This is a genomic window from Candidatus Sulfotelmatobacter sp., from assembly GCA_036500765.1.
Classification (GTDB): domain Bacteria; phylum Acidobacteriota; class Terriglobia; order Terriglobales; family Acidobacteriaceae; genus Sulfotelmatobacter.
In genome coordinates this window covers 140848-165365 of sequence record DASYBM010000013.1, presented here as the reverse complement: position 1 = coordinate 165365, position 24518 = coordinate 140848, and the positions used below count along the sequence as shown (strand labels likewise).

The following is a 24518-nucleotide window of genomic DNA, read 5'->3' as shown; positions in this document are numbered from 1 at the left end:
TGATATCGTAGATTTTCATGCCTTCGGCGCGTCAGAAACTGCTCCGCACCCTTGCCCACAAGTCGTTTCGCCTGGGCGACTTCAAACTTTCTTCGGGCGGGACCAGCGATTACTACATCGACTGCCGAACCACTACGCTGGACGCGAAGGGATCGCGACTAACCGGGGAAGTTTTCCTGGAGGAAATCCGGCAGCGGGGATGGAACGCACGGGCCATTGGCGGGCTCACCATGGGCGCGGATCCGATTGTGGTCGCGGTCGCCGTGGTGAGCGGCGAACTAGATGGATTTCTGGTGCGCAAGGCCGAAAAGCAGCACGGCACCGGCCGGCGTATCGAAGGTTTCCGCGAGAAGGGCGCGCGAGTCGTGATTGTCGATGATGTCTGCACCACCGGGGCATCGACCGTGCTGGCGATTGAGGCGGCGCGCGAGTTCGGATTCGACGTGGTCGGCGTGATCTGCCTGGTGGAGCGGGAAGAAGCGAAGGGACGTCCGAACGTAGAAAAGGCGGCTGCACCCGCTCCGTTCAGTTCGATTTTCACGGCGAACGATGTACGCAAAGAGCACGTGCTGCAAAACGACGAAACCGACGCCGGCATGCATCGACCAACGAGCAACGACTGACGACAAACGACTGACCAACGACCGACCTATGATTCAAACCCTGGAATGGACCGACCAAGGCGTACGCTTCATCGATCAAACGAAGCTGCCCATGGAAGAAGTTTATGTGACCTGCAAGACGCATGAGCAGGTCGCCGATGTCATTCGCAACATGGTGGTGCGCGGCGCACCCGCGATTGGCGTGGCGGCCGCTATGGGAATCGCGCTGGGCGTAAACAATTCCGGCGCGGAATCTATCGGAGATCTGAAGCGCGACTTCGACCAGATCTGCGATCTCATCGGCAAGACGCGGCCGACGGCGGTAAATCTGTTCTGGGCGATTCGACGCATGCAGGAAAAGTTCGAGAACATCCGCATCCGATCCATTCCGCAAATCAGGCGCGACCTGATCGAAGAAGCCCAGCGCATGCACGCGGAAGACATTGCGGCCAACCAGGCTATGGGACGCCACGGCGCAACGCTTATGCCCAGCTCGGGCGGAGTGCTCACGCACTGCAACGCTGGAGCGCTGGCAACGGCGGGATATGGCACGGCGCTGGGTGTGATCCGCGCGGCCGTTGAGCAGGGAAAGAGAATTCATGTGTACGCCGACGAGACCCGTCCGTTTCTGCAAGGCTCGCGGCTCACGGCGTGGGAGTTGATGAAAGACGGCATCCCGACCACCGTGATTTCCGACAACATGGCCGGGGCGATGATGAGCCAGGGCAAGATCGGGGCGATTGTGGTGGGCGCCGACCGCATTGCGGCTAACGGCGATGTGGCCAACAAAATCGGCACATACACGGTGGCCATCCTGGCGAAGGAGCACGGCATTCCATTCTATGTAGCCGCGCCGATTTCGACTGTCGATCTCGCTTGTCCTGATGGTAGCCGGATTCCGATTGAGCAGCGCAACGGTCGCGAAGTTACGCACATCGCCGGGAAACGGATGGTGCCGGACGGCGTGGAAGTAGAGAATCCAGCGTTCGATGTGACGCCGGCAAAGTACGTGGCGGCCATCATCACAGAAAAAGGGATCGCGCGAGCTCCGTATGAAGAGTCCTTACGCGGTCTGGCCGCGCAGGTGGCGGAAGTCCCTCGGTGACGGGATTCGTTGTACCAGGCCGTTTCACAAGAAAAACTGATTCGTAAAGAGATGTAAATCTCGAAAATATTTTTCTTCCCGCGCTACTAATCGTCTGGGTTCGGGTTGAAGCTAGCGGTAACTCAACCGTGCTAACCTGAGCTCAGAAGACCCAGCTCTGCGCCAAAACTCTTCCAGGGGGATGTTATGCCGTTACGCAATCGCTTCGTTCTAGCCATCATTCTTTCCTCACTCGCCGCACTCGCAGGTTGCGGAAGCAGTTCCGGCTCGGGTTCGGCGCCTCCGACCGGGGGATTCAGCGACAGCAACTTGAGCGGCACCTACGTCTTTTCGACGACCGGCAGCGACAGCACAACCGGCGAACTCTTGGCAGTTACCGGAAGTTTCACCGCAGATGGCAAGGGCGGAATCAGTGGCGGCACCATGGATATTAACGATCCCGCAATCGGTGTGGCTCCGGCCCAAGCGATCACGGCAGGCAGCTACAGCGTCGGCGCGGACGGACGGCCATCAAGCGGTAGCGGCCTGATCACCCTGACAAGCGCAGCAGGGACTTTCAACTTTGACTTTGTTCTCACGTCGAGCGAGGGCGGCCTGATCACGGAGTTCGACAGCAACGGCAGTGGCAGCGGCACGCTGGAATTGCAGACCACAGTCGCGCAGAGCAGCATCAATGGGCAATCTTACGTTTTCAATTTCAGCGGCACCAGCACTAATGGAACCGGGGCCGTGTGCGGCAATGGCAGCGTCGGCGGCACTCTACCCTTCGCCACGGTTGGAGCCTTTACTGTTGACTCTAGTGGCAACATCACCGGGATTGAAGACGTTAACAGCAACTGCGTTTCCCTTTACGGAACCAGCGGCACCGCTATCACCGGTGGCTCAATCAACTTAGGCACGGTTCCGGGCACGGCCACAATCACCACGGCCGGCAACACCTACAGCTTTGATGTCTACCCGGTAAGCCCCACCGAATTGAAGTTTATTGAAATCGATTCTCTTCCTGTAGTAAGCGGCGAAGTTTTCTCACAATCGTCGTCAATTCCCACCGGCAATAACGTATTCGCGGTGGCAGGCTTCGACATTGTAGTTGGATCACCGTTCACGTCTGTAGGTCTGCTGGTCACCGACGGGGCGGGGAACATCACCACTTCTTCGGTGCAGGATATCAACGATGCCGGTACGGCCTTCGAAGTGCCCGGCTTTAGTGGCGGCTACAGCACGCTCACCGGAGGACGCTCGCTGATCACGATGAACGGCTTTGTGAAGGGTGACAGTGGAAGCGGGTGCAGCAGTTGCCAGTTCGCCGTATATCCGTCGAGCGGCGGCCTTCAGATTCTGGAAGTTGACGGCGGCGGGGCGACCGACGGGGTCGCTTATCTGCAAGGCGGGAGCCCATCATTGGCGTCGGGGCAAGGGTACGGGATGAATCTGACAGGGTTTAACTTCAACTCTGATACGGAGGAAGACGACATCGCCGAGTTCACCAATACCAGCGGCACCTTCAGTCCCGGCAAGATCGACGTCAACGACGAAGGGTCAACCAGCTTTGGAAACTCATTCTCGTCCACATATTCAGCCGACTCGACCGTCTCAGGACGCGGTACGGTCGCGGCGGGATCGAATTCCTATGACCTCATCACCTATGTTGTGAACGGCGGAGCGGGTACCCCAACTGCCGTAGCTATCGACAGCGATGGTACCTTCGTGTCCCTGGGACTGCTCGGGACTCAAACTGCCAGCGCCAGTTCGAACGCGGCCACACGACACCTGAAGGTGTTGAGCCTGAAGCCAGGAACAAAGCCTAAGGCGCTCAAGCGCCGGCAGCAAAAGTAGGCAGTAAGAAAGAGTTAGTAAAGGGCGCGGTAGTTGGTTGCCGCGCCCTTTGTTTTCCGATACCGCCTCCACTGACAACCGAAGGTGCTGCCCCTCCATGAACCGTCCGGCGATTCATCCTTCTGTCGCCTCCAACTTGGGGATTACTGCGCTGCGCGCGCTGAACCATCCCACGACCCGATATAGCATCAACACGCCCAGCACCGCGACGTATTCCAGAGGTTTCTTCAGGTCGGCTTTGACCAGCCAGATGTAGTGGATGACTCCGGCGGCGGCGCTGAAATAAATCAGGCGATGCAGGGCTTGCCAGCGCTTGCCGCCGAGTTTGCGGATCGACCACTTGGTCGACGTCAGGGCCAGCGGAATCATCAGGGCAAAAGCCGTCATGCCGGCGGTAATGAACTTTCTCTTGGCGATGTCGGCCAGCATTTCGTGCACATCGAAAAATTTGTCGAGCCAGACATAAGTCATCAGGTGCAGCGTGCCATAGAAAAACGCGAACAGCCCTAGCATGCGGCGCAGGCCGATCAGCCAATACTGCCGCGTGAGTTTGCGCAGCGGCGTGATCGACAACGTAATCAGCAGAAAGGTCAGCGTGCAGTCGCCCGTGGTGTGCGTGATCTTCTCAATAGGATTGGCGCCAAGCTGGGAATGCAAGGCGCGCCATACGAGATTGGCTAGTGGAGTGAGGCAGGCCAGGAGGAGCACGGGTTTGAGGTAGCGCATGCCAGTTCTCGGTCGTCAGTCGACGGTCTTCAGCAAACCAATGAGGTCCCCGGAACAGACGTCGTTATGAAGAGCCGAAGCCACGGGTGGCTGTCGACCGACGACTGACGACTAGAAATTTTTCTTCAAATCCATTCCACTGTACAGGCTGGCTACTTGTTCGTAGCCGTTGAACATCAACGTGGGGCGTTTGCGGAATTCGCCGAGCCTGCGCTCTGTGGCCTGACTCCAGCGGGGATGGTCCACGCTTGGATTCACATTGGAATAGAAACCATACTCCGTCGGCGCGGAAATGTTCCAGGTATTCAGCGGCTGCTTCTCGGTGAAACGGATTCGCACGATCGCCTTGGCGCTCTTGAAACCATACTTCCACGGAACCACGATGCGCAGCGGCGCGCCATCCTGATTGGGGAGGTCTTCCCCGTACATCCCAAAACAGAGCAGCGCGAGCGGATGCATGGCTTCATCCATGCGCAGGCCCTCGACGTAGGGCCATTGCAGCACATTGCGCTGCTGGCCGGGCATCTGAGTCATGTCGAGAATCGTGGTGAACTCGACAAACTTTGCCTTGCTCGTAGGGTTCACCCGCTTGATCAGTTCGCTCAGCGGGAAACCGACCCAGGGAACGACAATCGACCAGCCTTCGACGCAGCGATGACGGCAGATGCGCTCCTCCGGCGGAGCCATCTTGAGGATCGCATCAATGTCGAGCTCTTGTTTCTTATCGACTAGGCCGTCGATCTTTACTTTCCAGGGGCGCGTGCGGAAATTTTTGGCCAACCGCGCCGGGCCGTCTTTGTCGGTGGAGAACTCGTAATAGTTGTTGTAGGTAGTGACGTCCTTGTAAGGAGTGATGGTTTCGGTCGTGCTGAATGGACTTTTCTTGATGCCGTCGATTTTGTTGCCGGCTAGCGCGGTGGTCGAAGGCGAGGCCATCTCGCGGATGCCAAAGCCGGTCGCGACTGCAGCTCCTGCGACGGCCGCCCCGGCCAGAAACTGACGGCGATTGAGATACAAACTCCGCGGAGTGATTTCCGAAGATGGAATGTCTGCGGCCTTCTTGATCAGCATGAGAACGCTTCTTTTATACGCGAGTACGTTTTTTGTACGCGAGTCCATCGTGGACTGATTTATTTTGCCATCTATCTTCCACCAGATAAGACGCTTAGGTCGTGAAAAAGTTGCAAGGAACCAGGCTGGGCGCCAACACCACCCCGCTTGTAGGAATTGCAAAAGGTGATTCGAAATGTTCGCCGTTCCGAGCGTCCCAGCGCGGAACATGAGTGGCTGCCAGCTTGGAGGAGCCCGAGAGCCGTCGCCTCTTTCGGAATGACAATGTGATTCTACCCGAGCACTTCCCTGACTTTGCGCGACAGATTTTGCAGGGTGAAGGGCTTCTGCAGAAACGCGGCGCCTCGCTCTATGCTTCCTTCGATCGCGTCCTCGGTGTAACCTGAGACATAAAGGACTTTCGATTCCGGGCGGGATTCCGCCAATTGCTTAATCAGTTCGCGGCCGCCCATCCCAGGCATAACCACATCGGTGATCACCAAATCGATGCTGCCTTGATGTCGTGACGCCGCGGCAATTCCTGCCTCGGCGCTTTCCGCTTCGATCACGGTGTATCCCTTCAAGGTCAGAGTTTCCCTGACTAACTGACGGACCGATTCTTCGTCTTCCACCAATAAAACCGTCTCCGTGCCGCCAAGGATATTTTGGGTCACTGGAGGAGACTGCTTTTCGGCAACGCCTTCCACTCGGGGCAGATAAATCTGGAAAGTCGTACCGCGGCCTTCCTCGCTCTGCACCAATACATATCCTCCACTCTGCTTCACAATCCCGTAGACCGTGGAGAGACCGAGCCCAGTACCTTTGCCTTTCTCCTTCGTTGTAAAGAACGGCTCGAAGATTCGCGACTGCGTTTCCTTGTCCATGCCAGTGCCAGTGTCGGTTACGGCGAGCATGACGTAGTCACCGGGACGGATGAACGTCTGGCCGCGGCGATGTGTTTCTTCCACGACAATATTTAACGTCTCCAGACTGAGCGTTCCCCCGTTGGGCATGGCGTCTTTGGCGTTGACCACCAGATTCATCAACACTTGCTCCAGTTGCCCGGCGTCGGCCCGCGTATGCGCCGCATCCCGGGCTAGGCAGGTCGAGAATTCCACGGTTTCGCCGATCAGGGGGCGTAGCAACCGCTCCATGTCCTGCACAATCGCGTTGACGTCGACAACTTTGAGCTCGAGCAGTTGCTTGCGGCTGAAAGCCAGCAACTGCCGGGTCAGAGTAGTAGCGCGATCGGCCGCCTGCTGGATGGCCTCAGCCTTCTCGCGCAGCAGATGCTCTGGTTCCAGAGCTGCGAGCATGACTTCGGCGTATCCGCTGATCACCATCAGCAGATTGTTGAAGTCGTGGGCCACGCCACCCGCCAGCCGGCCCACAGCTTCCATCTTCTGAGCCTGACGGAACTGATCCTCGAGCACGCGACGGTCGGTAACATCCTCGGCAATCGCCTCTAGTACGTCGGCGGGCTCGTCAGCGCTGCTTACCGCGCGCCCGCTGATCCGCACCGTGATGGCGCCGCCGTCTTTACGCTTCCACTTCAATTCAATCCCGTCGAGGCGTCCGCGTTTGCGGAACTCATCGATTAGCCGAGTGTGTTCTTCGGAGTTTGCGAAGACATCTTTTTCCGGATCAAGTAAGAGCACTTCCTCGGCACAGCTGTATCCCAGCATTGTGATCAGCGCGGGGTTCACGTCCAGAAATCTTCCTTCCAGACTCGACCGGTAAATGCCATACACCGAACTTTGCACCAGAGAGCGATAGCGGGCCTCAGAGCGCCGTAGCGCCTGCTCGTTTCTCTTGATCTCAACCGCGCTCGCTAGTTGCCGTGCCACGAACGTGAGAATTTCTTTGTCGCGCTCGCCATAGCGGATGTTCTTCGAATAGGTCTGCACAACTAACCCCCCGAAAGTATGGTTGTTCACTTTGAGTGGCACGCCCATCCAGTCGAGAGAGCGAGATCCGTTTCGGGCTACTTCGCCGCGATCCTCCATGGCTTGGAGCACTTCGGGCGTAGCCAGTAGCGGCTCTCCCACGCGAATGAGGTAATCGGTCAGCCCATGACCCAGCTTTTTCGGGGGCGGCGCAGAATCCTGCTCATCGACAAAATAAGGGAATGTCAGCAACTCCGTGGCGGGATCGTAGAGCGCAATGTAGAAATTGCGTGCGTACATCAATTCATCGACGATACTGTGCACTGCTGCGAAGAACTGTTGCAGATCGTGGGCGCTGCTGCTTTTTTCGGCGACCCGGTAGAGCGCCGAACTCAACGCCTCTACGCGCTTGCGATCGGAAATGTCGTGGTAGCCGGCGTAGAAGCCCGCCATCTGACCGTCCAGCAGCAGAGGCGCACAGGAGACGGAAACGTCGAGCAGGCTTCCATCTTTTTTCCTGCGCTGCGTTTCCAGCGTAATGCGCTCACCCCTGGTGAGCGCCTCCGACACCCACTCCGACTCCGCCAAACGATCCGCCGGGACAACGAGATTCTCCAGAGGTTGGCCTATGACCTCACCCGCTGCGTAATCGAACATGCGAGCAAAGGTTTCGTTGGCCCAGAGCACTCGATGTTCGGTGTCGGCAATACTCAATCCATCGGGAAACGCCTGAAACATTTGTTCCAGGAATTGCAGCCGAGGGTCGGCTTTGTCTGGACCGCTCGCGGGGACTTCATCCAAGGCGGGCAGCGGACAGGAGAACTTGGAGCAGGAACCATCGGCGGACGTGTCGGCATTTTCCGCCGGTACGAAGGCAGGCGGAGCTCCGCTCTCCAGAGCTTTTTTCAGCCTGCTGGCGCGGGAAATGTCCGCTCTTCCTGATTGGGAGACACCTTCGCCCATCCTCGAATTCCCCCTCGAAATTCGCGGTCATGAGCATGGTAGAACGCTTGGGTACTCGGTCGAAAGGGTACGGGAGTAATCCCGAAAATGGCGGGTCCCGAAATGGCGGTTTTCCGGGCCAGCCTTTAGGTTGGTTACTTTAGAGGGCTGCCGTTGGAGTGCAATTCTCTTCAAATGCAACGCCGGCAAACACACTTCGGCTCCGTATTCGTGTGAACCCGCTACATCGCAAAAAGTTCTGCGCCATCGATGCCCAGCGTCGTCAGCTCATGCATCTCGGCGTTATCCCTCGGCATCGAATGAATTAACCAGATGGTTAATTCGTAAAGAAATGTCAACGGGTCGGAGGTGACCTCAATGACTACAAGAAAAATGAATGCAGGTAAGCAATCTTTTGGGAGGCTGGTGGGTGCGATTCTGGCGATCGGGCTGATGAGCGCGATGGCGTTGGCGCAACCGTCCGCAGCGGCCCGCTACGACAATCAAATTCAAACAACTCTGACGCAGAAACTGGCCGGCAAGAGCCAGTTTGGCAGTGTCAAAGCAAGCGTGGAAGACGGGATTGTGGTCCTGACGGGCACCGTCGATCTTTACCAGCGCAAACTCGACGCGGCCAAGACTGCCCGCAAGACCGCGAATGTGCAGGGGGTTCGCAACCTCCTCACTGTCGCCGGTCCTGACGTGCCGGACGCGCAACTCGAGCAGAAACTTGCGACCAAGCTCCGGTACGTGCGCGTAGGCTACGACAATACGTTCGATTACTTCGCGCTCGGAGTGAAGGACGGCGTGGTGACGGTCGAGGGGCAGGATCGCACGGGCATCGGCCGCGACGAAGCTCTGGCCGACATCGCGAACATGCCTGGGGTGAAGGACGTGATCAACAACGTCTCGGTCGAGCCGGTTTCGTTTTTCGACGACGGTCTGCGCGTGCGGGCGTGGCGCGCGATCTATGCCGACTCAGTTCTAAATCGGTATGCGGCGGACCCGGCGCGACCGATACGAATCATCGTGATGAACGGGCACGTGACGCTCTACGGTTCGGTCGACAGCAAAATGGACAAGGAACTTGCCGGAATCCGAGCCAACCAAATCTCCGGCGCGTTCAGCGTGGAAAACAAGCTTCAGATTGAGGGAAAATCTTAAGTTAGTGTCGGTGAACCTGGGCGCGGCGAGAGTCGCGCCCTTTTGTTTTTGGGATGCGGCTTTCAAGGCAGCCGATTGATGAGCGAGGCCACGTATCCCGCGCCGAATCCGTTATCGATGTTGACCACGCTCACGTTCGATGCGCAGGAGTTGAGCATGCCGAGCAAGGCGGCCAGTCCCTTGAACGACGCGCCATAACCGATGCTGGTGGGTACGGCGATTACGGGAACGCCGACCAGTCCTCCAACCACGCTGGGCAGCGCTCCTTCCATGCCGGCGCAAACGATCACGACACGGGCTTTGGTCAGGGCTTCACGATTCGCCAGCAAACGGTGGATGCCGGCGACTCCGACATCATAAAAATGCTGCACTTCGTTGCCCATGATTTCGGCGGTGACGACTGCCTCTTCCGCAATGGGGATATCGCTGGTTCCGGCGGAAACTACTGCAATAATGCCCTTCCCATATTTGGTGGGATCCCGCTGTAGAACGATGGCGCGAGCGAGTTCGCGATATTCGGCGCCGCGAACTTTCTTCTGGACTGCAACAAATTGTTTTTCGGTCGCACGCGTGGTTAAAACGTTGGCTCCATGTTTCGAAAGCCGGGCGAAGATTCCCGCGACCTGCTGGGGAGTTTTACCTTCCCCGAGAATGACCTCAGCCATACCGGCCCGCAGCGCTCGATGATGATCGACTTTGGCGAAGCCGAGATCCTCGAAGGGCAAATGGCGCATGCGATCGACGGCATCGTCGGGCGTAAGTTTGCCGCGACGCACCTCTTCGAAAAGCTTGCGGATGGATTCTGCGTTCACGTTCTAGTTAGCACTTAGCATTTAGGCGGACGAGGTTTAGATTAGCATTTTGGAGAACATCTGAGTTCAGGCGTGCGCCAAGCGGGTTTTCGGTCTGGAGATCGAACGGAGCTTGGCCAGGACGGCGGCGCAGACTTTGCGGGCCATGCCCGGCTCGTTCAGGTGAGCGAGAAACAGGCGGCGCAGCCCGCGAGGCGCGACCTTGCCAGCGAGGTAGGCGTCGTAAATCTGCGCCCCAATACGGTAGCCCAACTCTTGGGCAGACGACTCGAATTTGTTTTTATCGGCACGGCTTGCGGCCTGTGCCGCTTTCTCGCAGGCCGCGCGGGATAAGGGCGACTGTTCTTCGGGCGCTGGCCTCGAAGGATAGAGGATTCTCGATCCGAAATAAGCGACCGCATGCTCCATCAGGCGGACATAAAACTCATCGATCAGAGTCCTGCGAGGATTCGCCCCGTCACCATTCGACGCGGCGCACTTCGCAGAGTCGCCATTGCGGCGCTGCGGCAAACCTTGGCAGGCCTGATGTAGAAAACGCGCTGCATCCTCTGTAGCGTGCATCATGTGAAACTCATGGACGACGAAGGCGTTCACCGGCGCGAGGTAAGCGCTGCCACGCTCGGCGACGCTCACCAGCATGGATTCGAGTTCCGCTCCGGCGATGCCTTTCCGCGACAATAGCCCGAGCAGCATCGGATCCTCCGATGCTTTGCCATAAACTTCCGGCAACAGGTCCACCAGAAATTTCGGCTGCGTACCGTTATGCGGCGAGTAGCGGTTGATTTCGAGGAAACGCGCCAGGCTGTCGATCAGGTTGTAAATGGTAGGGGCGAAGTCCGGGCTGTCGTCGCACCGGCTCCACTGGTCGAGAAACAGGCGATAGCTTTCATATTTTTCCAACGGAGTGGCATTGAAGACGCACACGACCTCATCATTGACGCGGACGCCTTCCACCCTATCGGTGCGCTCTCCGGCGGCACGCCAGTAGAGCGCGTCAATGTTTTGTAAGACGGTAAGGATCTTCGCGCCGGGCAGCTGCGCGCGTAACTCACGGGGCAAGTGTCCTGGAGCGAGATGCGATTCGCCGAAGAGCACAAAAATGACTGCATCGGGATGGCGCTGGCGAATTTCGGCCAGTTTGGCCGCGGCGTGACGGTCGCGGGCTCCGATTTTGCGGAGATCCTCGCGGGGCATGCAGTCGAGGCCATAGAGCGCTTCGGCGTGATCGCGCGCAGTGACGAGCAGTTCGTAGAATGGCACCCAGTCGTATCCCCAGTCGAGATCGAAGCGGATGCGCTGGCGCAGTTCGTTTTCGTCAATGTCGCGACGCCACCATTCGTCGAGAATGTGCTGGTCGCGGGCGTAGATGGTTTCGACTCCCAACACGACCCGGCGATCCCCGGCGAGCGCGCGCTGCTCGATCAGCGATGCGGCGTGGCGTTGTGCGACCGGCAACGCGTGGTAGTCGCCGATGAGAACGATGTCGGCGGAATGCAGAGCCGTCTGAATTTGTGTCGCATCGAGCAAGGAGTCATAGCTGCGAAAAGCTTGGTTGAACTCGCGCAGATATTTTCTGCGGCTATGCGAATCCTGAGCGCGAATCTCGCGCTCCACTCCCGCCAGCGCTTGCAGTTGAGCGGCGCTACGGCGAGATCGAAGATTGGCAGTCGAGGACATGATTAGCTTCTAGCTTCTAGCTTCTAGCTTCTAGCTTCTAGCTTCTAGCTTCGGCTCTTGCGCTTCGGGCTTTTGAGCTCCTTGTTCTCTTGACTTCTGTGGCAACGTCTACCTATGCTCCAGAACCGGGGCAGTTCTTTCGCTGCCTCTCAGGAGCCGTTTTGCCGAACGTTTCGTCGGGCCAGCATTTCGCGCAAAATCTGACCATCGCCACTACCGGCGCCAGTGGGGCCATTTTTCTGCGGCAGTTGCTGCTCGCCGTGGCACGCGACGCGCGCGTCCAAACCGTTAACTTCATCGCCTCCGACAGCGCGTTGCGCGTCATGGCCGAAGAATTGGGCATCGCTGGACGTTCCAACCTGATCGGTCAACTTCTTCTCGAAACTTCCTCCACCGGCGTATCCCGCCGGATTTCCGGCGGCCGCGCATCGCCCAAAATCGTTTCCAATAAAATCGCGCTCCAATCCAACGCCGACATCGGAGCGAACGTGGCCAGCGGCTCTTATCCTGCCGACGCCATGATCGTCATCCCTTGCAGCGTAGGCACGCTGGCCCGCATTGCCAACGGCGTCGCCGCCCAACTCATCGAACGCGCGGCCGACGTCTCGTTGAAAGAGAAGCGGCCGCTGGTGCTGTGCGTGCGCGAAACGCCACTCAATAAGATCCACATCCGCAACATGTACCGGGCCGCCGACGCCGGAGCCACCATATTCCCGTTGATTCCGGCCTTCTATTACGGTCCTGCTTCTTTAGATGAGATGGCGCGCGAGTTTGCTTACCGCGTGCTGGCCCATGTGGGCCTTCCCCAGCCCGACGCCTTTCATTGGAAAGGCTGACGGATCAATCACTTGTCGGTCTAGGGAAAAAACTGTCCACCTTCCAGTAATCTCGGCATCTGAGGACAGGATTTCAGTGTAGAGAGCCGAAGGTGCACCGCGGCAGATGCCCGCCGGACATGTACGGGCGGGAGAACGGAATTTCCCGCTTGCGTCGGAAGGCAAATCGCCATCTCAGATTAGGGATGACAACTTCCTTAAAAACCGGATGCTGCATCGCGGGCGGAGGACCGGCGGGAATGATGCTGGCTTTTCTGCTGGCCCGCTCGGGCATCGACGTGATGGTGCTGGAGAAGCATTCCGATTTCCTGCGCGATTTTCGCGGTGACACGATCCATCCATCGACGCTGGAGTTGATGTACGAACTGGGACTGCTCGATGATTTTCTGAAGCGCCCTCACCAGGAGGTGCGTGAACTGGCGGGACAGGTTGGCGGCGAGACCGTAACGATCGGCGACTTCACTCATCTTCCCACGCACTGCAAGTTTCTCGCCTTGATGCCCCAATGGGATTTCCTCAACTTTCTGGTGGAGCACGGCAGGCGCTATCCCGGTTTTCAGGTCAAAATGCAGGCCGAAGTCACCGATCTTTTCGAGGAAAATGGGCGGATCGCCGGCGTGCGCGCGAAGACTCCCGACGGCGAGATCGAGATTCGAGCTGCTCTCACCGTCGGAGCCGATGGCCGCCACTCGATTGTTCGCCAACGCGGCAATCTGGAGGTGATGGACCTCGGCGCTCCCATGGATGTGCTGTGGATGAGACTCAGCCGCCATCCCGACGATCCGGGACAAACTTTCGGCCGCGTCGAAGCCGGGGTCATACTGGTGATGATCGCTCGCGAGGACTACTGGCAATGCGGGTATGTCATTCGCAAAGGCGCGGCCGACGAAATCCGCAAACAGGGGATCGAACAATTTCAGGAAAGAGTTGAGAGGCTGGCGCCGTTCGTGCGCGACCGCGTTGGCGAACTTCGGGATTGGAACGATGTGAGCCTGCTTACGGTCAAGGTCGACCGATTGAAGCGGTGGTGGCGTCCTGGCCTGTTGTGCATCGGCGACGCAGCCCATGCCATGTCTCCGGTGGGAGGAGTGGGAATCAATCTCGCCGTTCAGGATGCCGTGGCCGCGGCAAATATCGTGGCCGGCAAGTTGGCCGCTGGGACCGTCGATGATGGCGATCTCGAGGCGGTCCAAGGCCGCCGGGATTTTCCCACTCGCGCCACGCAGAAGTTGCAAGTCGCCATACAAAACCGAATCATTAAGAGCGTTTTGAACGCTTCAAAGCCAATTTCTCTCCCCCTCCCGCTAAGAATGCTGCGTCGGTGGCCGTGGCTTCGCCGCATTCCTGCCCGCATCGTTGGCTTGGGCTTTCGCTCCGAGCACATCAAGACTCAGAATAAATCTCTCGCACATTGACCATTTATTGAATTGTTTCAGCGGCGTGATGCTACTATTTCTGCCTCATGCAATCCCTTCACATGTATTCATCGAACGCAAGAGATTTTGCCCCTTCCCGAGTCACGACAATGCTGCTGCTATTGGCGATGCCGATGTTTATCTCCGCTGTAGCCTTTGCGGTCGATGATCGCAATCCTCTTGCGGGCGATGCCAAGGCGGCGAAGGCTGGAGAGTATGAGTTCCGTATCAACTGCGCGCTATGTCACGGACTAGGGGCGCATGGCGGCGGCCGCGGTCCCGATTTGACGCGGGCGGTGAAGAAACACGCACACTCCGACGCCGACATGTTTCAGGTGATCAGCAACGGCATTGCGGGAACTGCAATGCCAGGCAACGGGACCAACGGGCAGGGCATCGGCATGACCGACGAAGAGATCTGGCAGATCATTACCTACATTCGCAGCCAGGAAGTGAAAGCTCCGGCGCAGGCGGCGGGGAATGCCGCCCATGGCAAGGAATTATTTTATGGCGATGCGAACTGCTCCCTGTGCCACATGGTCGAGGGCAAAGGCGGCAGGTTGGGACCGGAGCTGACGGCGGTAGGTGGATCGCGGACGCGCGAAGCGATCGTCGATTCGGTGCGCAATCCCAGCCGCAGACTGGCCTGGGGATTGACGGAATCGACGAAAGAATTTCCCCAGGAATATGAGAGTGTTACGGTGAAGACGGCCGACGGAAAAAAAATCTCAGGCGTGACGCTCAATGAAGACAGTTTCAGCGTGCAGATCATGGACTCGAGCGAGCACATTCATCTGCTGCAAAAAGACAAGCTGCTGTCATTTCACAAGAGCCGGGAGTCGGCGATGCCGAAGTACGCGGTCGAAAGTTTGAGCGACAAGGAGCTTGAGGATATCGTGGCCTATCTGATCAGCGCGGGGGCGAAATGAGAGGACGCAGAACACTGCCTGAGACACTAGAATTCACGAGGAAGAGCGGCGCTTTCAGGACCGCGTTTCAGGCCCTGAAGAAGCTGGCCTTTAGGCCCGCGGTAGCCCCGCAAGGGCTAAAGCCTAACCCGATAATAAAATCTCCTCGCGGCGCTAAAGCGGCGCTCTTCCACGGGACTGCACTCGGCGGCATTTCCATCGCGCAGGTGGCTGTCGCGTCAATCGCGCTTCTCACAGGCAGTCTCGTGGTCCCCGCGCACGCGCAAGTCACCTTTGAGCGACTGGTGAATTCTGGGAAAGAACCGCAGAACTGGATGACCTATTCCGGCGATTATTCCGGTCGGCGCTTCAGCGCGCTCGATCAAGTCAACATCACGAATGCACGCACGCTGGTCGCGAAGTGGGTGTACCAGACTGGAGCAACGGGAAAACTTGAGGCCACGCCACTGGTCGTCGATGGAATCATGTATGCCACTGGGCAAGATGACCGCGCCTTTGCTCTAGATGCGCAGACGGGCCGGCCCATCTGGATGTATCAGCGGCAGCTTCCGGCGGACATTCGTCCGTGCTGCGGACACGTGAATCGCGGCCTGGCGATTCTGGGCAACAAGGTTTTTCTGGGCACGATGGATGCGCATGTAATCGCCCTCGATGCGAAGACTGGAAATGTAGTGTGGGACGTGGTCGCTGCGGACTATCGCATCGGATACAGCTTCACGGGAGCTCCACTGGCGGTGAAGGGATTGGTGGTGATCGGAGTTTCGGGCGGTGAGTATGGCGTGCGCGGATTTATCGATGCATACGACGCAGGGACCGGCGAGCGCAAGTGGCGCTTCTATACCGTCCCGGGACCGGGCGAGCCCGGACATGAAAGCTGGGAAGGCGAATCCTGGAAAGTTGGCGGAGCGCCAGCCTGGATGACGGGAACTTACGATCCGATCACGAACCAGATTTTCTGGCCGACCGGAAATCCTGCGCCGTCGAATCGCGGCGAAGGGCGTGCCGGCGACAATCTCTACAGCAATTCCCTGCTGGCGCTCGATCCCGACACTGGCAAGATGAATTGGTATTTTCAATTCACGCCTCACGACGAGCACGATTGGGATGCCACGCAGGTTCCGATCATGATCGACAAAGACGCAAAACATTGGATCGCGCAAGCCAACCGCAACGGGTACTTCTACGTAATCGATCGCGCAACCGGGAAACTTATCTCTGCGACGGAGTACGGCAAGACAACCTGGAGCGACACGAAAGACGCGCAGGGCCGTCCCGTGGCGAAGAAGGAAGCATCTCCCACGCTGGAGGGACACACGGTGTGTCCGGGTGCGCTCGGGACGACGAACTACATGGCGCCGACCTACGATCCTCAGACCGGACTGTTCTATGTGACGGCGCGCGATCAATGCGACATTTTCAGCACGGCTCCTCAGCCCTACGAAGCGGGCCACGCCTATTACGGCAGCGCTTATTTCCCGTCGGAAGATGCCCGGCCTTATCTGGGATTCCTGAAAGCGATCGATCCCGCGACCGGGCAGGTGAAGTGGAAGTTTCAGCACACCACTCCGACGTGGTCGGGCGTGCTGTCGACGGCGGGCGGCTTAGTTTTTTCTGCCGACGCCGAGGGTAATTTCATCGCATTTAATGCGGCCTCGGGCAAGCCGCTATGGCACTTCCAGATGGGCGGCGCGGTCTACGCCTCGCCGATGGCGTTCGCCGTGGATGGGAAAGAGTATGTGGCAATTGCGGCGGGAAGCGCGCTGTATGTATTTGGGTTGCCATAACCATTGTAGTTGACCAATTGAATTGACTATGATCTACTATTGTAGTCATGAAAGAAATCGCAATCTCCGAATTCAAGGCCAAATGCCTCGCCGTTCTCCACGAGGTGCAGAAGACCAGGCAGCCAATTCTCATAACTCGCCGTGGGAAGGCTGTGGCTGAGGTTAGCCCACCTTCGCCGACGAACGACCGCAGTTGGATCGGATCGATGAAGGGACGGATGGAAATTTTGGGCGACATCGTAAGCCCCGCTGGCGATCCAGACGACTGGGAAGTGTTGCGCGATTGAGACTCCTGCTGGACACTCATATCTGGCTTTGGAGTTTGCGTGAGCCTGATCGCCTTGGCAAGCGCACAAAGCATGAACTGGACAATCCGGCCAACGAATTGTGGCTCTCGCCAATCAGTACGTGGGAAGCGCTCGTTCTGCACGAAAAGGGGCGAGTGCGTCTGGAGGGAGACCTGGATGAATGGGTGGCGGATGCGACCGCCCGATTTCGAATGGCGCCCCTAACCCACGAAATTGTGGCGGCCTCTAGCCGTTTGTCTCTGCCCCAGCGCGATCCCGCGGACCGCTTTCTCGCCGCAACTGCCAAGGTTCTTGATCTCACGCTGGTGACTGCCGACGTAAACCTCCCGGGACTGGGAGAGATTGCCACGCTCGCAAACCGATGAAACATCTGGAGCGTATTGGCTCTCCCGTTACCTACCTTGCCGCCGGTTGACGCACAGCGCGCCTTCGTACTAATCTGCAATTACACCGGAAAGGAGGTGGTCGGATGACAAGTTCTGAAGGCAGTAGTTGGGGTAATCAAAGACCAGGTGAGGTGGCTGAGACTTAGAGCGGTTGCTCTAAGCGGGGTTTCAGGCAAATTCGTCGTACAACCTGTATAACGAAATTGCCGGAAGCTACAGCCCGCACACTACCGGTGATTTAAGGATTGATTTCCGCCTGACGCAGGTCGGTCAGGCTCGCCGACGAGACAAAATCTCCAAGCGAACCCGGAGTTGCCGTAGAGGCCACGTTAGAGTGACCACCTCTTGGTCAATCCCAAACAGTCCACCGGGCGGCCCGCAGGCCTTGAGCGATCAAGTGTCTGCGGGCCGTTCTATTTTTTTCGTGAAACCATGGCCACGGATTCTCACGGATAAGGCCAGCCACTCATAGAACCCTGGAGTATGATTTCCTGCTATGACCCAGATTGATCCTGCACAGGAACGCGCGCGGCTGGTCGAAGCCTATTCTCACCAGACCGATGAGGAGTTGGAGGCGATTGCACGGCAGAGTGACGGCCTCACCGATATCGCGATCCAGGCGCTGCGAACGGAACTGTCGACCAGAGGTCTTACCCAGGATCTGCTGGACGAGGAGCCTGATTCCCGTCGGCCCGAGCCCGAATTTCGCGACTTGACTGTGGTGCGCAGTTACTGGAACCTTCTCGAAGCCCAACTGGCAAAGGGCGCTCTCGACGCGGCGGGCATCGAGTGCTTCCTGTTTGATGACAATATGATCCGGATGGATTGGTTCAATGCCAACGCAATTGGTGGGGTAAAGTTGCGAGTCGATCCGGAGAATGTCGACGCCGCCAATCGCATTCTGGACGAGTGTGCCGCGAACGTCGCCGCCACGGACGAACCTGCGGACAGCGCGGATTTAGAATCCTAACTTCTCAAATCCCTTGCGGATTACGTCCTGCGTGTCCTCCGCGAGGTTCAGCGGCGGCAACTCTTCGCGCGCGAACCATCGCACTTCCGTAGCATCATCGGCGGCCTGGAGTTCTCCGCCAACCCTATGGCAGAGAAAATCAATCAATACATAGTGATATTGGACGCGCTCGTCCGTATGTCGCAGGATGCGGTCATAGACCCCCAGCAATTCGCCGGGTTCGACGACGAGTCCAGTTTCTTCGCGGGCCTCGCGGATGGCGGCGTCGCGGACGAATTCGCCGACTTCGAGAACGCCGCCGGGGATCGACCATTGCGCTTGCAACGGCGGGTGAGCGCGCTTGACGAGAAGGACGCGAGAGTTCTCGATGATAATGGCGCCGACGCCGACCAAGGGAATTTCGGGGAATTCACGTTGCATGGCGAAAGGATTCTATCGTGGCACCGCTCAGAACCAATAACCACGAAGGACGCGAAGTTGCACGAAGGTCAACGCGCCCCGATTTCCTTCGTGCAACCTCGTGTCCTTCGTGGTTACTTCTCGTTCTGTGGTTAAATGTAGGCGTTTATGGCACTCGAAGAATATAAGCGGAAACGGCGGTTCGAGGAGACGCCCGAGCCTCCTGCGAAGGTGGCGACCAAGGCGGGGAATCGCTTTGTCGTGCAGAAGCATGACGCGACGCGGCTGCACTACGATTTTCGGCTGGAGATGGAAGGTGTGCTGAAGTCGTGGGCAGTGCCCAAAGGCCCGTCGCTGGATCCGGCGGACAAGCGGCTGGCGATGCAGGTCGAGGATCATCCCGTATCGTATTTCGATTTTGAGGGCAATATTCCCGAGAATAACTATGGCGCGGGAACGGTGATCGTGTGGGATGTAGGGACTTGGCAGCCGCTCTCGCCAGTCGCGGTGAATGGGAAGTACGTTCCAGGCACCGAAGCGGAAGCTGCGGCGATGATCGCCAAAGGGGATTTGAAGTTTCGTCTCAACGGCAAGCGGCTCAAGGGTGATTTCGCGTTGATCAAAATGAAGGGCCGGCGTCCTGGAAGCAAAGGCAACGAATGGCTCATGATCAAGAAGCACGACGATCACGTCGTGGAAGGATACGACATCGAAGGGATCGAGGATTCGGTGCTCACCGGGCGGACTCTGGCGGATGTTGCGGGAGACGCGGGATCGGCGGAGTGGAAGAGCCGCCCAGCCGGCCGCGGTAAATTGAAGGCAGCTTGGCTGGCGGATGCAGTAGCAAAACTCGATCAGAAAAAAGCCGCTGGGAGCGGGCAAAAAAAAAACAAGAAAAACTGAACAACGCAGAGGGCGCAGAGCAGTCGAATAACGGCAACAAACCAGCAATTAAGAAATTCCCGGGATTGGCGACTTCGCAACCCAAGGCAAATTCTGCAAAATCCTCTACGTCCTCCGCGCCCTCTGCGTTGAGTCCATCCGAACCCGTGAAGCGGCCTATGCCCGCGAAGATCCATCCGATGCTGGCGGAATCAATCGGCGAGCCGTTCGATGGACCCGAGTGGGTGTTTGAGATCAAATGGGACGGATATCGCGCCATTGCGTTTATCACGGATGGCAAAGTCCGGCTGGTGTCACGGAACCAGAATGATCTGACGCCGCGCTATCCGGAGTTAAAGGACATGGCGCATCTCGTCAAGGCGAAGACGGCCATTCTGGACGGCGAAGTGGTCGCCCTCGATGAGAACGGCAGGGCCTCGTTCAGTCTGATCCAGCAGCGGACCGGTTTTCGTCCTGGCGGCCGTCGCATGGGGGGAAACGCCGATGTGACGGTTCTTTATTACGCCTTCGATCTGCTGTATCTCGACGGCTACGACTGGCGGCGCGTGCCGTTGGAGAAGCGTAAGAACAAATTGGAGTCGCTGCTGACGACGGGCGACAGCGTTCGCTATTCCGACCACCACGCGCAATCTGGCAGGGCCCTGTTTAAGCTGGCGCAGCACAACGGGCTGGAAGGCATTGTGGCCAAGAAGCGGGAGTGTCCGTATGAAGAACGCCGCAGCCGAGACTGGCTCAAGATAAAAATCCGGCACAGGATCGAGTGTGTAATCGGCGGATACACTGAACCGGAAGGCAGTCGCGCACATTTCGGTTCTATCGTCCTCGGCCTCTATGACAAGCAAGGGCGCCTGATTCATGTAGGACAAGCAGGCAGCGGTTTCAATCAGAAATCGTTGGCGGAGATCTCGGCGGTACTGAAAAAGTTGGAGACCAAGAAGAATCCATTCTTTGGAGAAGTTGAGGCTTTGCGAAAGGTATTTTGGGTGAAGCCGGAATTGGTGGCGGAGATTGAGTTCGCCGAGTGGACTGAGGGTACGAGCGCAGGAAGCGGACCAAAGCTTCGAGCCCCGGTGTTTCTCGGTTTAAGAGATGATAAGAGTCCTAAAGAATGCTTAATAGAAGAACTGAGAGCTGACAGCTGAAAACTGCTTCTCACTTCACATCTTTCATGGCCAGCAGTGTGCCATATTCGTGGCCCGCGGGATCGACGGCACGGGCGACCACGGCCGCAAAAGCCCCGCGCAATTCTGGATACTTCGCGACCACGGCTTTGATGACAGCTACGTTGTTCTGGTAGGTCAGAGTCGTATTGGAAATGTCCGCAGCCTGGTATTTCACGATCAAATCCAGATCGTTGCCCACCATCTCGGGGAACTCGGCGGTGAGCTTATAGGTGGCGGCTCCAGTCGCCAGATCGACGGTCTTGCCGGCGGCAGGCACATCGGCGGGCTGGCCACTCTGCGATTCGTCAAAAAGTTTATCGGTGGCCATGGTGCTCATGAAGTTCAAAGGAGAAATCAGGCTGCGCGCCTCCTCATAATAAAAATAAGCGTTATGGGCCTGACCCTTGGCTTTGTATTCGCGTGCTCGCGCCTGAAACCAGTCGCTATCGTGCCCCGCCACGGCAGCGGCCTTAATGTAAAGCCCGCCTAACTTCCAGTCCGTGCCTTCCTGTTGAAGAATCAGAGAAACCATGATTTTGCCTTTCGCAGACGCCGCATCCAGAAGAACCGCGCCGTATTTGCCGGCAGGCAGATTGTCAAGATAGAATGCGGCGCTGTCTGGGGTCTGGCCGTTCTTGCCAAAGACTCCGCAAAAGAACTCTGCGTGAGGCACCGGCGTTGAGCCATCGAGCAGAAATATAGACTTCACCGTGCCCTGCGCCCCGACAAGATCCTGCTGATGATCTTTGATTGTGGTCTCGATTCCGGAAAAATCGGCGGCTAGGCTAGGGATGGCGTGTTGCTTCAGGGATGCCGAGTCGCCCTTGGCAATCATGGCAAAATAGCGCTGGCCGGCCGCGGTGATCGCTCCGCGAGTAGCTTCGTCCATTTCACCCGACGTTTGGCAGCTCTGGGCAAGAAGGCTCAAAGGCGAGAATGCCAGAACGAGTAACAGAATCCAGCGAAGCGTAGCAAGGCCGAGGGATGCCATTGTCAAATCCGCCTTTACTTTCATGAGGTTGGCAGGCCAGCCCAGTTTACGCTTACTTTCCTGCACTCTCTATAAGATTTTCTGTGTGCGGAAATGGTTGACTGCAATCGAGTTGGACCTGTTCGCCGCTTGGTGCCATAGCATCTAAATCATGCAAGGGAGTAATCTTAAGACGTTCTTACTTAGCGCATGCTGCTGGGTCTGCCGGGCTCGTTCGGGGCAGGTGCTAAGATTCCGAAGGTGCGGCGGCGTTTCGTTACTAATATACAGTTACTAATATTGGTTTATGGGAGGATTTGTATGAGCACGGGATCGAAACTCAAGATGGCTGCTAAAGGCATGATTGCCTGCGGCTTAGTCCTGTGCGTCGCCGTAGTGTGCCTTGGGGGCGTCGCCCCGGCCAGCGCGGCGACAACGCAGCATAAAGCGAAAAAGACAGCGCCGCCACCTCCTCCTTTGCCCTCGGGACCTACCGGACCGCTGCAGAACCAGGTTCCGCTGGATAAGATCGCGCCGGTCGCGCCGCAGGTGAGCTATCAAGATTCTAAGTTAACCATTGTCGCCCCGAACTCAACCCTGGCCGACATTTTGCGAGCGGTTCGCAAACAGACTGGGGCGGACATCGAAATACCGTCGGCGCCCGAGCGAGTAGTGACTCATCTGGGACCAGGACCGGCGCGGGAAGTCGTTGCCGAATTGCTGAATGGATCGCGCTTCAACTACGTTCTACTCGGCTCCCCTGAAAATGAGGGGCTGCTGACCCGCGTGGTGCTGGTGGCCAAGACGGGATCGGATGTCGTGCCCCCGGCGGGCCCATCGCTCGCGGAACAGCAGCAGCTTGGAGTCGTGCCGGCTAGTCCGGTATCGGGGCAACAGGAGCCGGGCCCAGAGGCAAATGAGGCCGAAGCCACGGAAGATAACAACGCGGACCAGGAAGCAGACCAGGCGGCGCAAGAGGCAGAACAAGCCCAGCCTCCTGCCACCGATCAGCCCGGAGTGAAGACGCCGCAGGAAATGCTTCAGGAGATGCAACAGCGGCAGTTGCAGCTGCAACAGAACCAACCGCCTGGCCAACCGCCCATCCCGGGCGCCGGTATGCCGCCACGACCTCAGCCGGATCAGCAAGAGCAATGATTTGGAATGGGCGACCTTGAATCAAAAGGATCCAGACTCAAAACGATCTTGCTTCAAACCATCTACGAGATCAAAGAAGGGCTGTACCGGGTGAGGCCGGCCTTCTTATTTTTTTCCTTGGTGGCTCAACCGCAGGTTAAGGCTGGTTGCCGCTAACATTCCCCGCGTGTTGAAGCGCCGGGCGTTGTAACTCCGGACGCCCTTGTCTGGAAGGCGGCTCGGACTCGCCCATCGCCTTTTGAAGCAGATCCCAATCGCGCGCGACATCGGTTTCGGTTAGCCCTCTCGTGGATCGGCCCCGCAATTCCGACTGGAGGCGAGCCATGAGAAGCTGGCGCTCAAGCTCTGGAGGAGCGTGCCCGCTCAAGACATTATTGGCAGCCGCGCCGATTTGCACGAAGCTGTCTCCAACATGCAATTGAAGCATGGGGCTGCCCTGTTCGTCGACGCCGGTCTGGGCCTTCGATTGCAACCTCTCCCATATCTTGTCAGCCTTGTTTCTCCTCTCGGGATAAGCGCCCGCGAGAAAATGCTTTAGTTGAAGCTGATAGGCGCGGCGATCTTCGCGGTCCAGGGGTGGCTGCGGCTCGTCCCCTACAACGAATACCATAGCGTTGCGAGCCGGCTCGAAACGTCGAGCGCCCGTGCCAACGTAAACGGCAGCCACGCAACCCGCAAAGATGGGGCTGGCCACGACGCTGGGCACGATGTATTTCTTAGAGGTAAAGAAAGACTCGACGATCCCATGCACCGAGGAACTGCGCGGCATGCTGCCGGGCACCTGCGAAATGATGAGCCGGGAAGATTGCAGCTGGGGATGCCGGTCGCTAAACCGAATCAGCATTTTAGCCATTTGCTTGGGAGTAGTCATGCCGAGATCGGCAACCAGGCTGCGATGCAGAGACTTGGGGTAATAAAAATTCAGGACATGTTTGGCAAAGTCGGCGCAATTATTCCAGACGAGATGAAAATGAGACTCATTGGGGTTCGAATTGTAATGGCGAATCAGCGCATCGTCTTGCTTCGAAGTAGTTTGGATCTCGAAGCCATAAATGGTGCGGTCATAGGAGGAGCCGACAAGTTGGTACCAGTTGCCGCCTGGAGTCTTGCCATCTTTCGCGTCGGGAGCGATGTCTTCCAGATATTTGCGGCGATAGCGATCGCGCAGGAACAATGTCATCTTCGCGTCGGCAAACAGTGGCACGTCTTCCGGCCGCTCAACGGCATATAAGTAGGGGACTAGAGGGATGGCAACCCAGTCGTACCCTCCGACGCCGTCGTACCGGCTGAGCACGACTCCGGTCTCTCCCGGCGCACAGTGGCGCAGCACCACCGGCGTTTCAGCGCAAACCCCAGAGAGATATACGGCAGCATGACCAGTCGCGGTGAAGAATCCCATGTGGCCGTATGGCTCCTCGAGAAGGAGCGTGGCCGAGGCGCAGGCAAAGGAGGCACAGGCCAAAACCACCACCACTAGCTTCCCACAAGCGCGCCGCATTG

The 24518-nt window shown here is 57.8% G+C and carries 22 protein-coding genes; 14 read left to right on the top strand and 8 right to left on the bottom strand.

The features are described 5' to 3' along the window. Nucleotides 1-17 precede the first annotated feature (17 nt). The 3 genes from pyrE to VGM18_15695 all read left to right on the top strand — a co-directional run bounded on the left by pyrE (nt 18) and on the right by VGM18_15695 (nt 3543). Entirely contained in the window at nt 18-623 is a 606-nt protein-coding gene (pyrE, locus tag VGM18_15705) for an orotate phosphoribosyltransferase (protein HEY3974448.1), read from the top strand. A gap of 28 nt (nt 624-651) precedes the next feature. Further along, on the top strand, nt 652-1707 hold the full coding sequence (gene mtnA, locus VGM18_15700) for an S-methyl-5-thioribose-1-phosphate isomerase (protein HEY3974447.1): 1056 nt from the start codon (nt 652-654) through the stop codon (nt 1705-1707). A gap of 186 nt (nt 1708-1893) precedes the next feature. After that, nucleotides 1894-3543: a hypothetical protein gene (locus VGM18_15695; protein HEY3974446.1), complete on the top strand. Its 1650-nt coding sequence runs from the start codon at nt 1894-1896 to the stop codon at nt 3541-3543. Between the two features lie 114 nt (nt 3544-3657). On the opposite strand, the gene VGM18_15690 is transcribed toward VGM18_15695, so the two are convergent. The 3 genes from VGM18_15690 to VGM18_15680 all read right to left on the bottom strand — a co-directional run bounded on the left by VGM18_15690 (nt 3658) and on the right by VGM18_15680 (nt 8168). After that, entirely contained in the window at nt 3658-4269 is a 612-nt protein-coding gene (locus VGM18_15690; protein HEY3974445.1) for a protein-methionine-sulfoxide reductase heme-binding subunit MsrQ, read from the bottom strand. Between the two features lie 111 nt (nt 4270-4380). Beyond that, nucleotides 4381-5340, bottom strand: a complete 960-nt coding sequence (gene msrP, locus VGM18_15685; protein HEY3974444.1) for a protein-methionine-sulfoxide reductase catalytic subunit MsrP — start codon at nt 5338-5340, stop codon at nt 4381-4383. Between the two features lie 272 nt (nt 5341-5612). Further along, nucleotides 5613-8168, bottom strand: coding sequence for a PAS domain S-box protein (locus tag VGM18_15680; protein ID HEY3974443.1), 2556 nt, complete (start codon nt 8166-8168; stop codon nt 5613-5615). A gap of 357 nt (nt 8169-8525) precedes the next feature. Here VGM18_15680 and VGM18_15675 point away from each other — a divergent pair, with 357 nt between their 5' ends. Further along, nucleotides 8526-9311 (top strand): BON domain-containing protein, encoded by a 786-nt coding sequence (locus VGM18_15675; protein ID HEY3974442.1) that lies wholly within the window; start codon nt 8526-8528, stop codon nt 9309-9311. A gap of 62 nt (nt 9312-9373) precedes the next feature. Here VGM18_15675 and larB read toward each other — a convergent pair whose 3' ends face one another. Together larB and VGM18_15665 are read right to left on the bottom strand one after the other, a co-directional pair. Then, complete coding sequence (larB, locus tag VGM18_15670) at nt 9374-10123, bottom strand: nickel pincer cofactor biosynthesis protein LarB (protein HEY3974441.1); 750 nt, start codon at nt 10121-10123, stop codon at nt 9374-9376. A gap of 66 nt (nt 10124-10189) precedes the next feature. Then, complete coding sequence (locus VGM18_15665) at nt 10190-11800, bottom strand: ChaN family lipoprotein (GenBank protein ID HEY3974440.1); 1611 nt, start codon at nt 11798-11800, stop codon at nt 10190-10192. 161 nt (nt 11801-11961) lie between these two features. Between VGM18_15665 and VGM18_15660 the strand changes: the two genes are divergently transcribed. The 7 genes from VGM18_15660 (at nt 11962) to VGM18_15630 (ending at nt 18428) form a co-directional block, all read left to right on the top strand. Continuing rightward, nucleotides 11962-12636: a UbiX family flavin prenyltransferase gene (locus VGM18_15660; GenBank protein HEY3974439.1), complete on the top strand. Its 675-nt coding sequence runs from the start codon at nt 11962-11964 to the stop codon at nt 12634-12636. Between the two features lie 185 nt (nt 12637-12821). Further along, the gene (locus tag VGM18_15655; protein ID HEY3974438.1) at nt 12822-14051 is read left to right on the top strand and encodes an FAD-dependent oxidoreductase; all 1230 of its coding nucleotides are present in this window, start codon (nt 12822-12824) and stop codon (nt 14049-14051) included. Between the two features lie 47 nt (nt 14052-14098). Continuing rightward, nucleotides 14099-14980 carry a c-type cytochrome gene (locus tag VGM18_15650; protein ID HEY3974437.1) on the top strand — a complete coding sequence of 294 codons (882 nt, stop codon included), beginning with the start codon at nt 14099-14101 and terminating at the stop codon, nt 14978-14980. A 245-nt stretch (nt 14981-15225) separates the two neighbouring features. Beyond that, nucleotides 15226-16764 (top strand): PQQ-dependent dehydrogenase, methanol/ethanol family, encoded by a 1539-nt coding sequence (locus VGM18_15645; protein HEY3974436.1) that lies wholly within the window; start codon nt 15226-15228, stop codon nt 16762-16764. A gap of 47 nt (nt 16765-16811) precedes the next feature. Next, a complete protein-coding gene (locus VGM18_15640; protein HEY3974435.1) occupies nt 16812-17051 on the top strand; it encodes a type II toxin-antitoxin system Phd/YefM family antitoxin in 240 nt (79 codons plus the stop codon). Further along, entirely contained in the window at nt 17048-17437 is a 390-nt protein-coding gene (locus VGM18_15635; protein HEY3974434.1) for a type II toxin-antitoxin system VapC family toxin, read from the top strand. Before VGM18_15640 ends, VGM18_15635 begins: the two co-directional genes overlap by 4 nt. 517 nt (nt 17438-17954) lie before the next feature. Beyond that, entirely contained in the window at nt 17955-18428 is a 474-nt protein-coding gene (locus tag VGM18_15630; GenBank protein HEY3974433.1) for a DUF2007 domain-containing protein, read from the top strand. On the opposite strand, the gene VGM18_15625 is transcribed toward VGM18_15630, so the two are convergent. Continuing rightward, nucleotides 18417-18848: an NUDIX hydrolase gene (locus VGM18_15625; protein ID HEY3974432.1), complete on the bottom strand. Its 432-nt coding sequence runs from the start codon at nt 18846-18848 to the stop codon at nt 18417-18419. The two genes, VGM18_15630 and VGM18_15625, sit on opposite strands and share 12 nt — an antisense overlap. 147 nt (nt 18849-18995) lie before the next feature. Between VGM18_15625 and VGM18_15620 the strand changes: the two genes are divergently transcribed. Both VGM18_15620 and ligD read left to right on the top strand, forming a co-directional pair. Further along, nucleotides 18996-19730, top strand: coding sequence for a DNA polymerase ligase N-terminal domain-containing protein (locus tag VGM18_15620; GenBank protein ID HEY3974431.1), 735 nt, complete (start codon nt 18996-18998; stop codon nt 19728-19730). Between the two features lie 158 nt (nt 19731-19888). Continuing rightward, nucleotides 19889-20872: a non-homologous end-joining DNA ligase gene (ligD, locus tag VGM18_15615; GenBank protein HEY3974430.1), complete on the top strand. Its 984-nt coding sequence runs from the start codon at nt 19889-19891 to the stop codon at nt 20870-20872. Nucleotides 20873-20882: 10 nt separating this feature from the next. Here ligD and VGM18_15610 read toward each other — a convergent pair whose 3' ends face one another. Beyond that, the gene (locus tag VGM18_15610; GenBank protein ID HEY3974429.1) at nt 20883-21782 is read right to left on the bottom strand and encodes a hypothetical protein; all 900 of its coding nucleotides are present in this window, start codon (nt 21780-21782) and stop codon (nt 20883-20885) included. A 402-nt stretch (nt 21783-22184) separates the two neighbouring features. On the opposite strand from VGM18_15610, the gene VGM18_15605 reads away from it, so the two are divergent. Further along, entirely contained in the window at nt 22185-23018 is an 834-nt protein-coding gene (locus VGM18_15605; protein HEY3974428.1) for a hypothetical protein, read from the top strand. Between the two features lie 136 nt (nt 23019-23154). Here the strand turns inward: VGM18_15605 and VGM18_15600 are convergent, their stop codons facing one another. Next, nucleotides 23155-24516 (bottom strand): hypothetical protein, encoded by a 1362-nt coding sequence (locus VGM18_15600; protein ID HEY3974427.1) that lies wholly within the window; start codon nt 24514-24516, stop codon nt 23155-23157. Nucleotides 24517-24518: the final 2 nt, after the last annotated feature.

Coding starts and splice junctions, on each gene's coding strand:
- VGM18_15690 (HEY3974445.1), bottom strand. CDS start 4,269: ATGCGCTACCTCAAACCCGTGCTCCTCCTGGCCTGCCTCACTCCACTA.
- mtnA (HEY3974447.1), top strand. CDS start 652: ATGATTCAAACCCTGGAATGGACCGACCAAGGCGTACGCTTCATCGAT.
- VGM18_15610 (HEY3974429.1), bottom strand. CDS start 21,782: ATGGACGAAGCTACTCGCGGAGCGATCACCGCGGCCGGCCAGCGCTAT.
- VGM18_15600 (HEY3974427.1), bottom strand. CDS start 24,516: ATGCGGCGCGCTTGTGGGAAGCTAGTGGTGGTGGTTTTGGCCTGTGCC.
- VGM18_15655 (HEY3974438.1), top strand. CDS start 12,822: ATGACAACTTCCTTAAAAACCGGATGCTGCATCGCGGGCGGAGGACCG.
- msrP (HEY3974444.1), bottom strand. CDS start 5,340: ATGCTGATCAAGAAGGCCGCAGACATTCCATCTTCGGAAATCACTCCG.
- VGM18_15680 (HEY3974443.1), bottom strand. CDS start 8,168: ATGGGCGAAGGTGTCTCCCAATCAGGAAGAGCGGACATTTCCCGCGCC.
- VGM18_15695 (HEY3974446.1), top strand. CDS start 1,894: ATGCCGTTACGCAATCGCTTCGTTCTAGCCATCATTCTTTCCTCACTC.
- VGM18_15640 (HEY3974435.1), top strand. CDS start 16,812: ATGAAAGAAATCGCAATCTCCGAATTCAAGGCCAAATGCCTCGCCGTT.
- pyrE (HEY3974448.1), top strand. CDS start 18: ATGCCTTCGGCGCGTCAGAAACTGCTCCGCACCCTTGCCCACAAGTCG.
- VGM18_15620 (HEY3974431.1), top strand. CDS start 18,996: ATGGCACTCGAAGAATATAAGCGGAAACGGCGGTTCGAGGAGACGCCC.
- VGM18_15665 (HEY3974440.1), bottom strand. CDS start 11,800: ATGTCCTCGACTGCCAATCTTCGATCTCGCCGTAGCGCCGCTCAACTG.
- VGM18_15650 (HEY3974437.1), top strand. CDS start 14,099: ATGCAATCCCTTCACATGTATTCATCGAACGCAAGAGATTTTGCCCCT.
- VGM18_15605 (HEY3974428.1), top strand. CDS start 22,185: ATGAGCACGGGATCGAAACTCAAGATGGCTGCTAAAGGCATGATTGCC.
- VGM18_15625 (HEY3974432.1), bottom strand. CDS start 18,848: ATGCAACGTGAATTCCCCGAAATTCCCTTGGTCGGCGTCGGCGCCATT.
- VGM18_15630 (HEY3974433.1), top strand. CDS start 17,955: ATGACCCAGATTGATCCTGCACAGGAACGCGCGCGGCTGGTCGAAGCC.
- VGM18_15675 (HEY3974442.1), top strand. CDS start 8,526: ATGACTACAAGAAAAATGAATGCAGGTAAGCAATCTTTTGGGAGGCTG.
- ligD (HEY3974430.1), top strand. CDS start 19,889: ATGCCCGCGAAGATCCATCCGATGCTGGCGGAATCAATCGGCGAGCCG.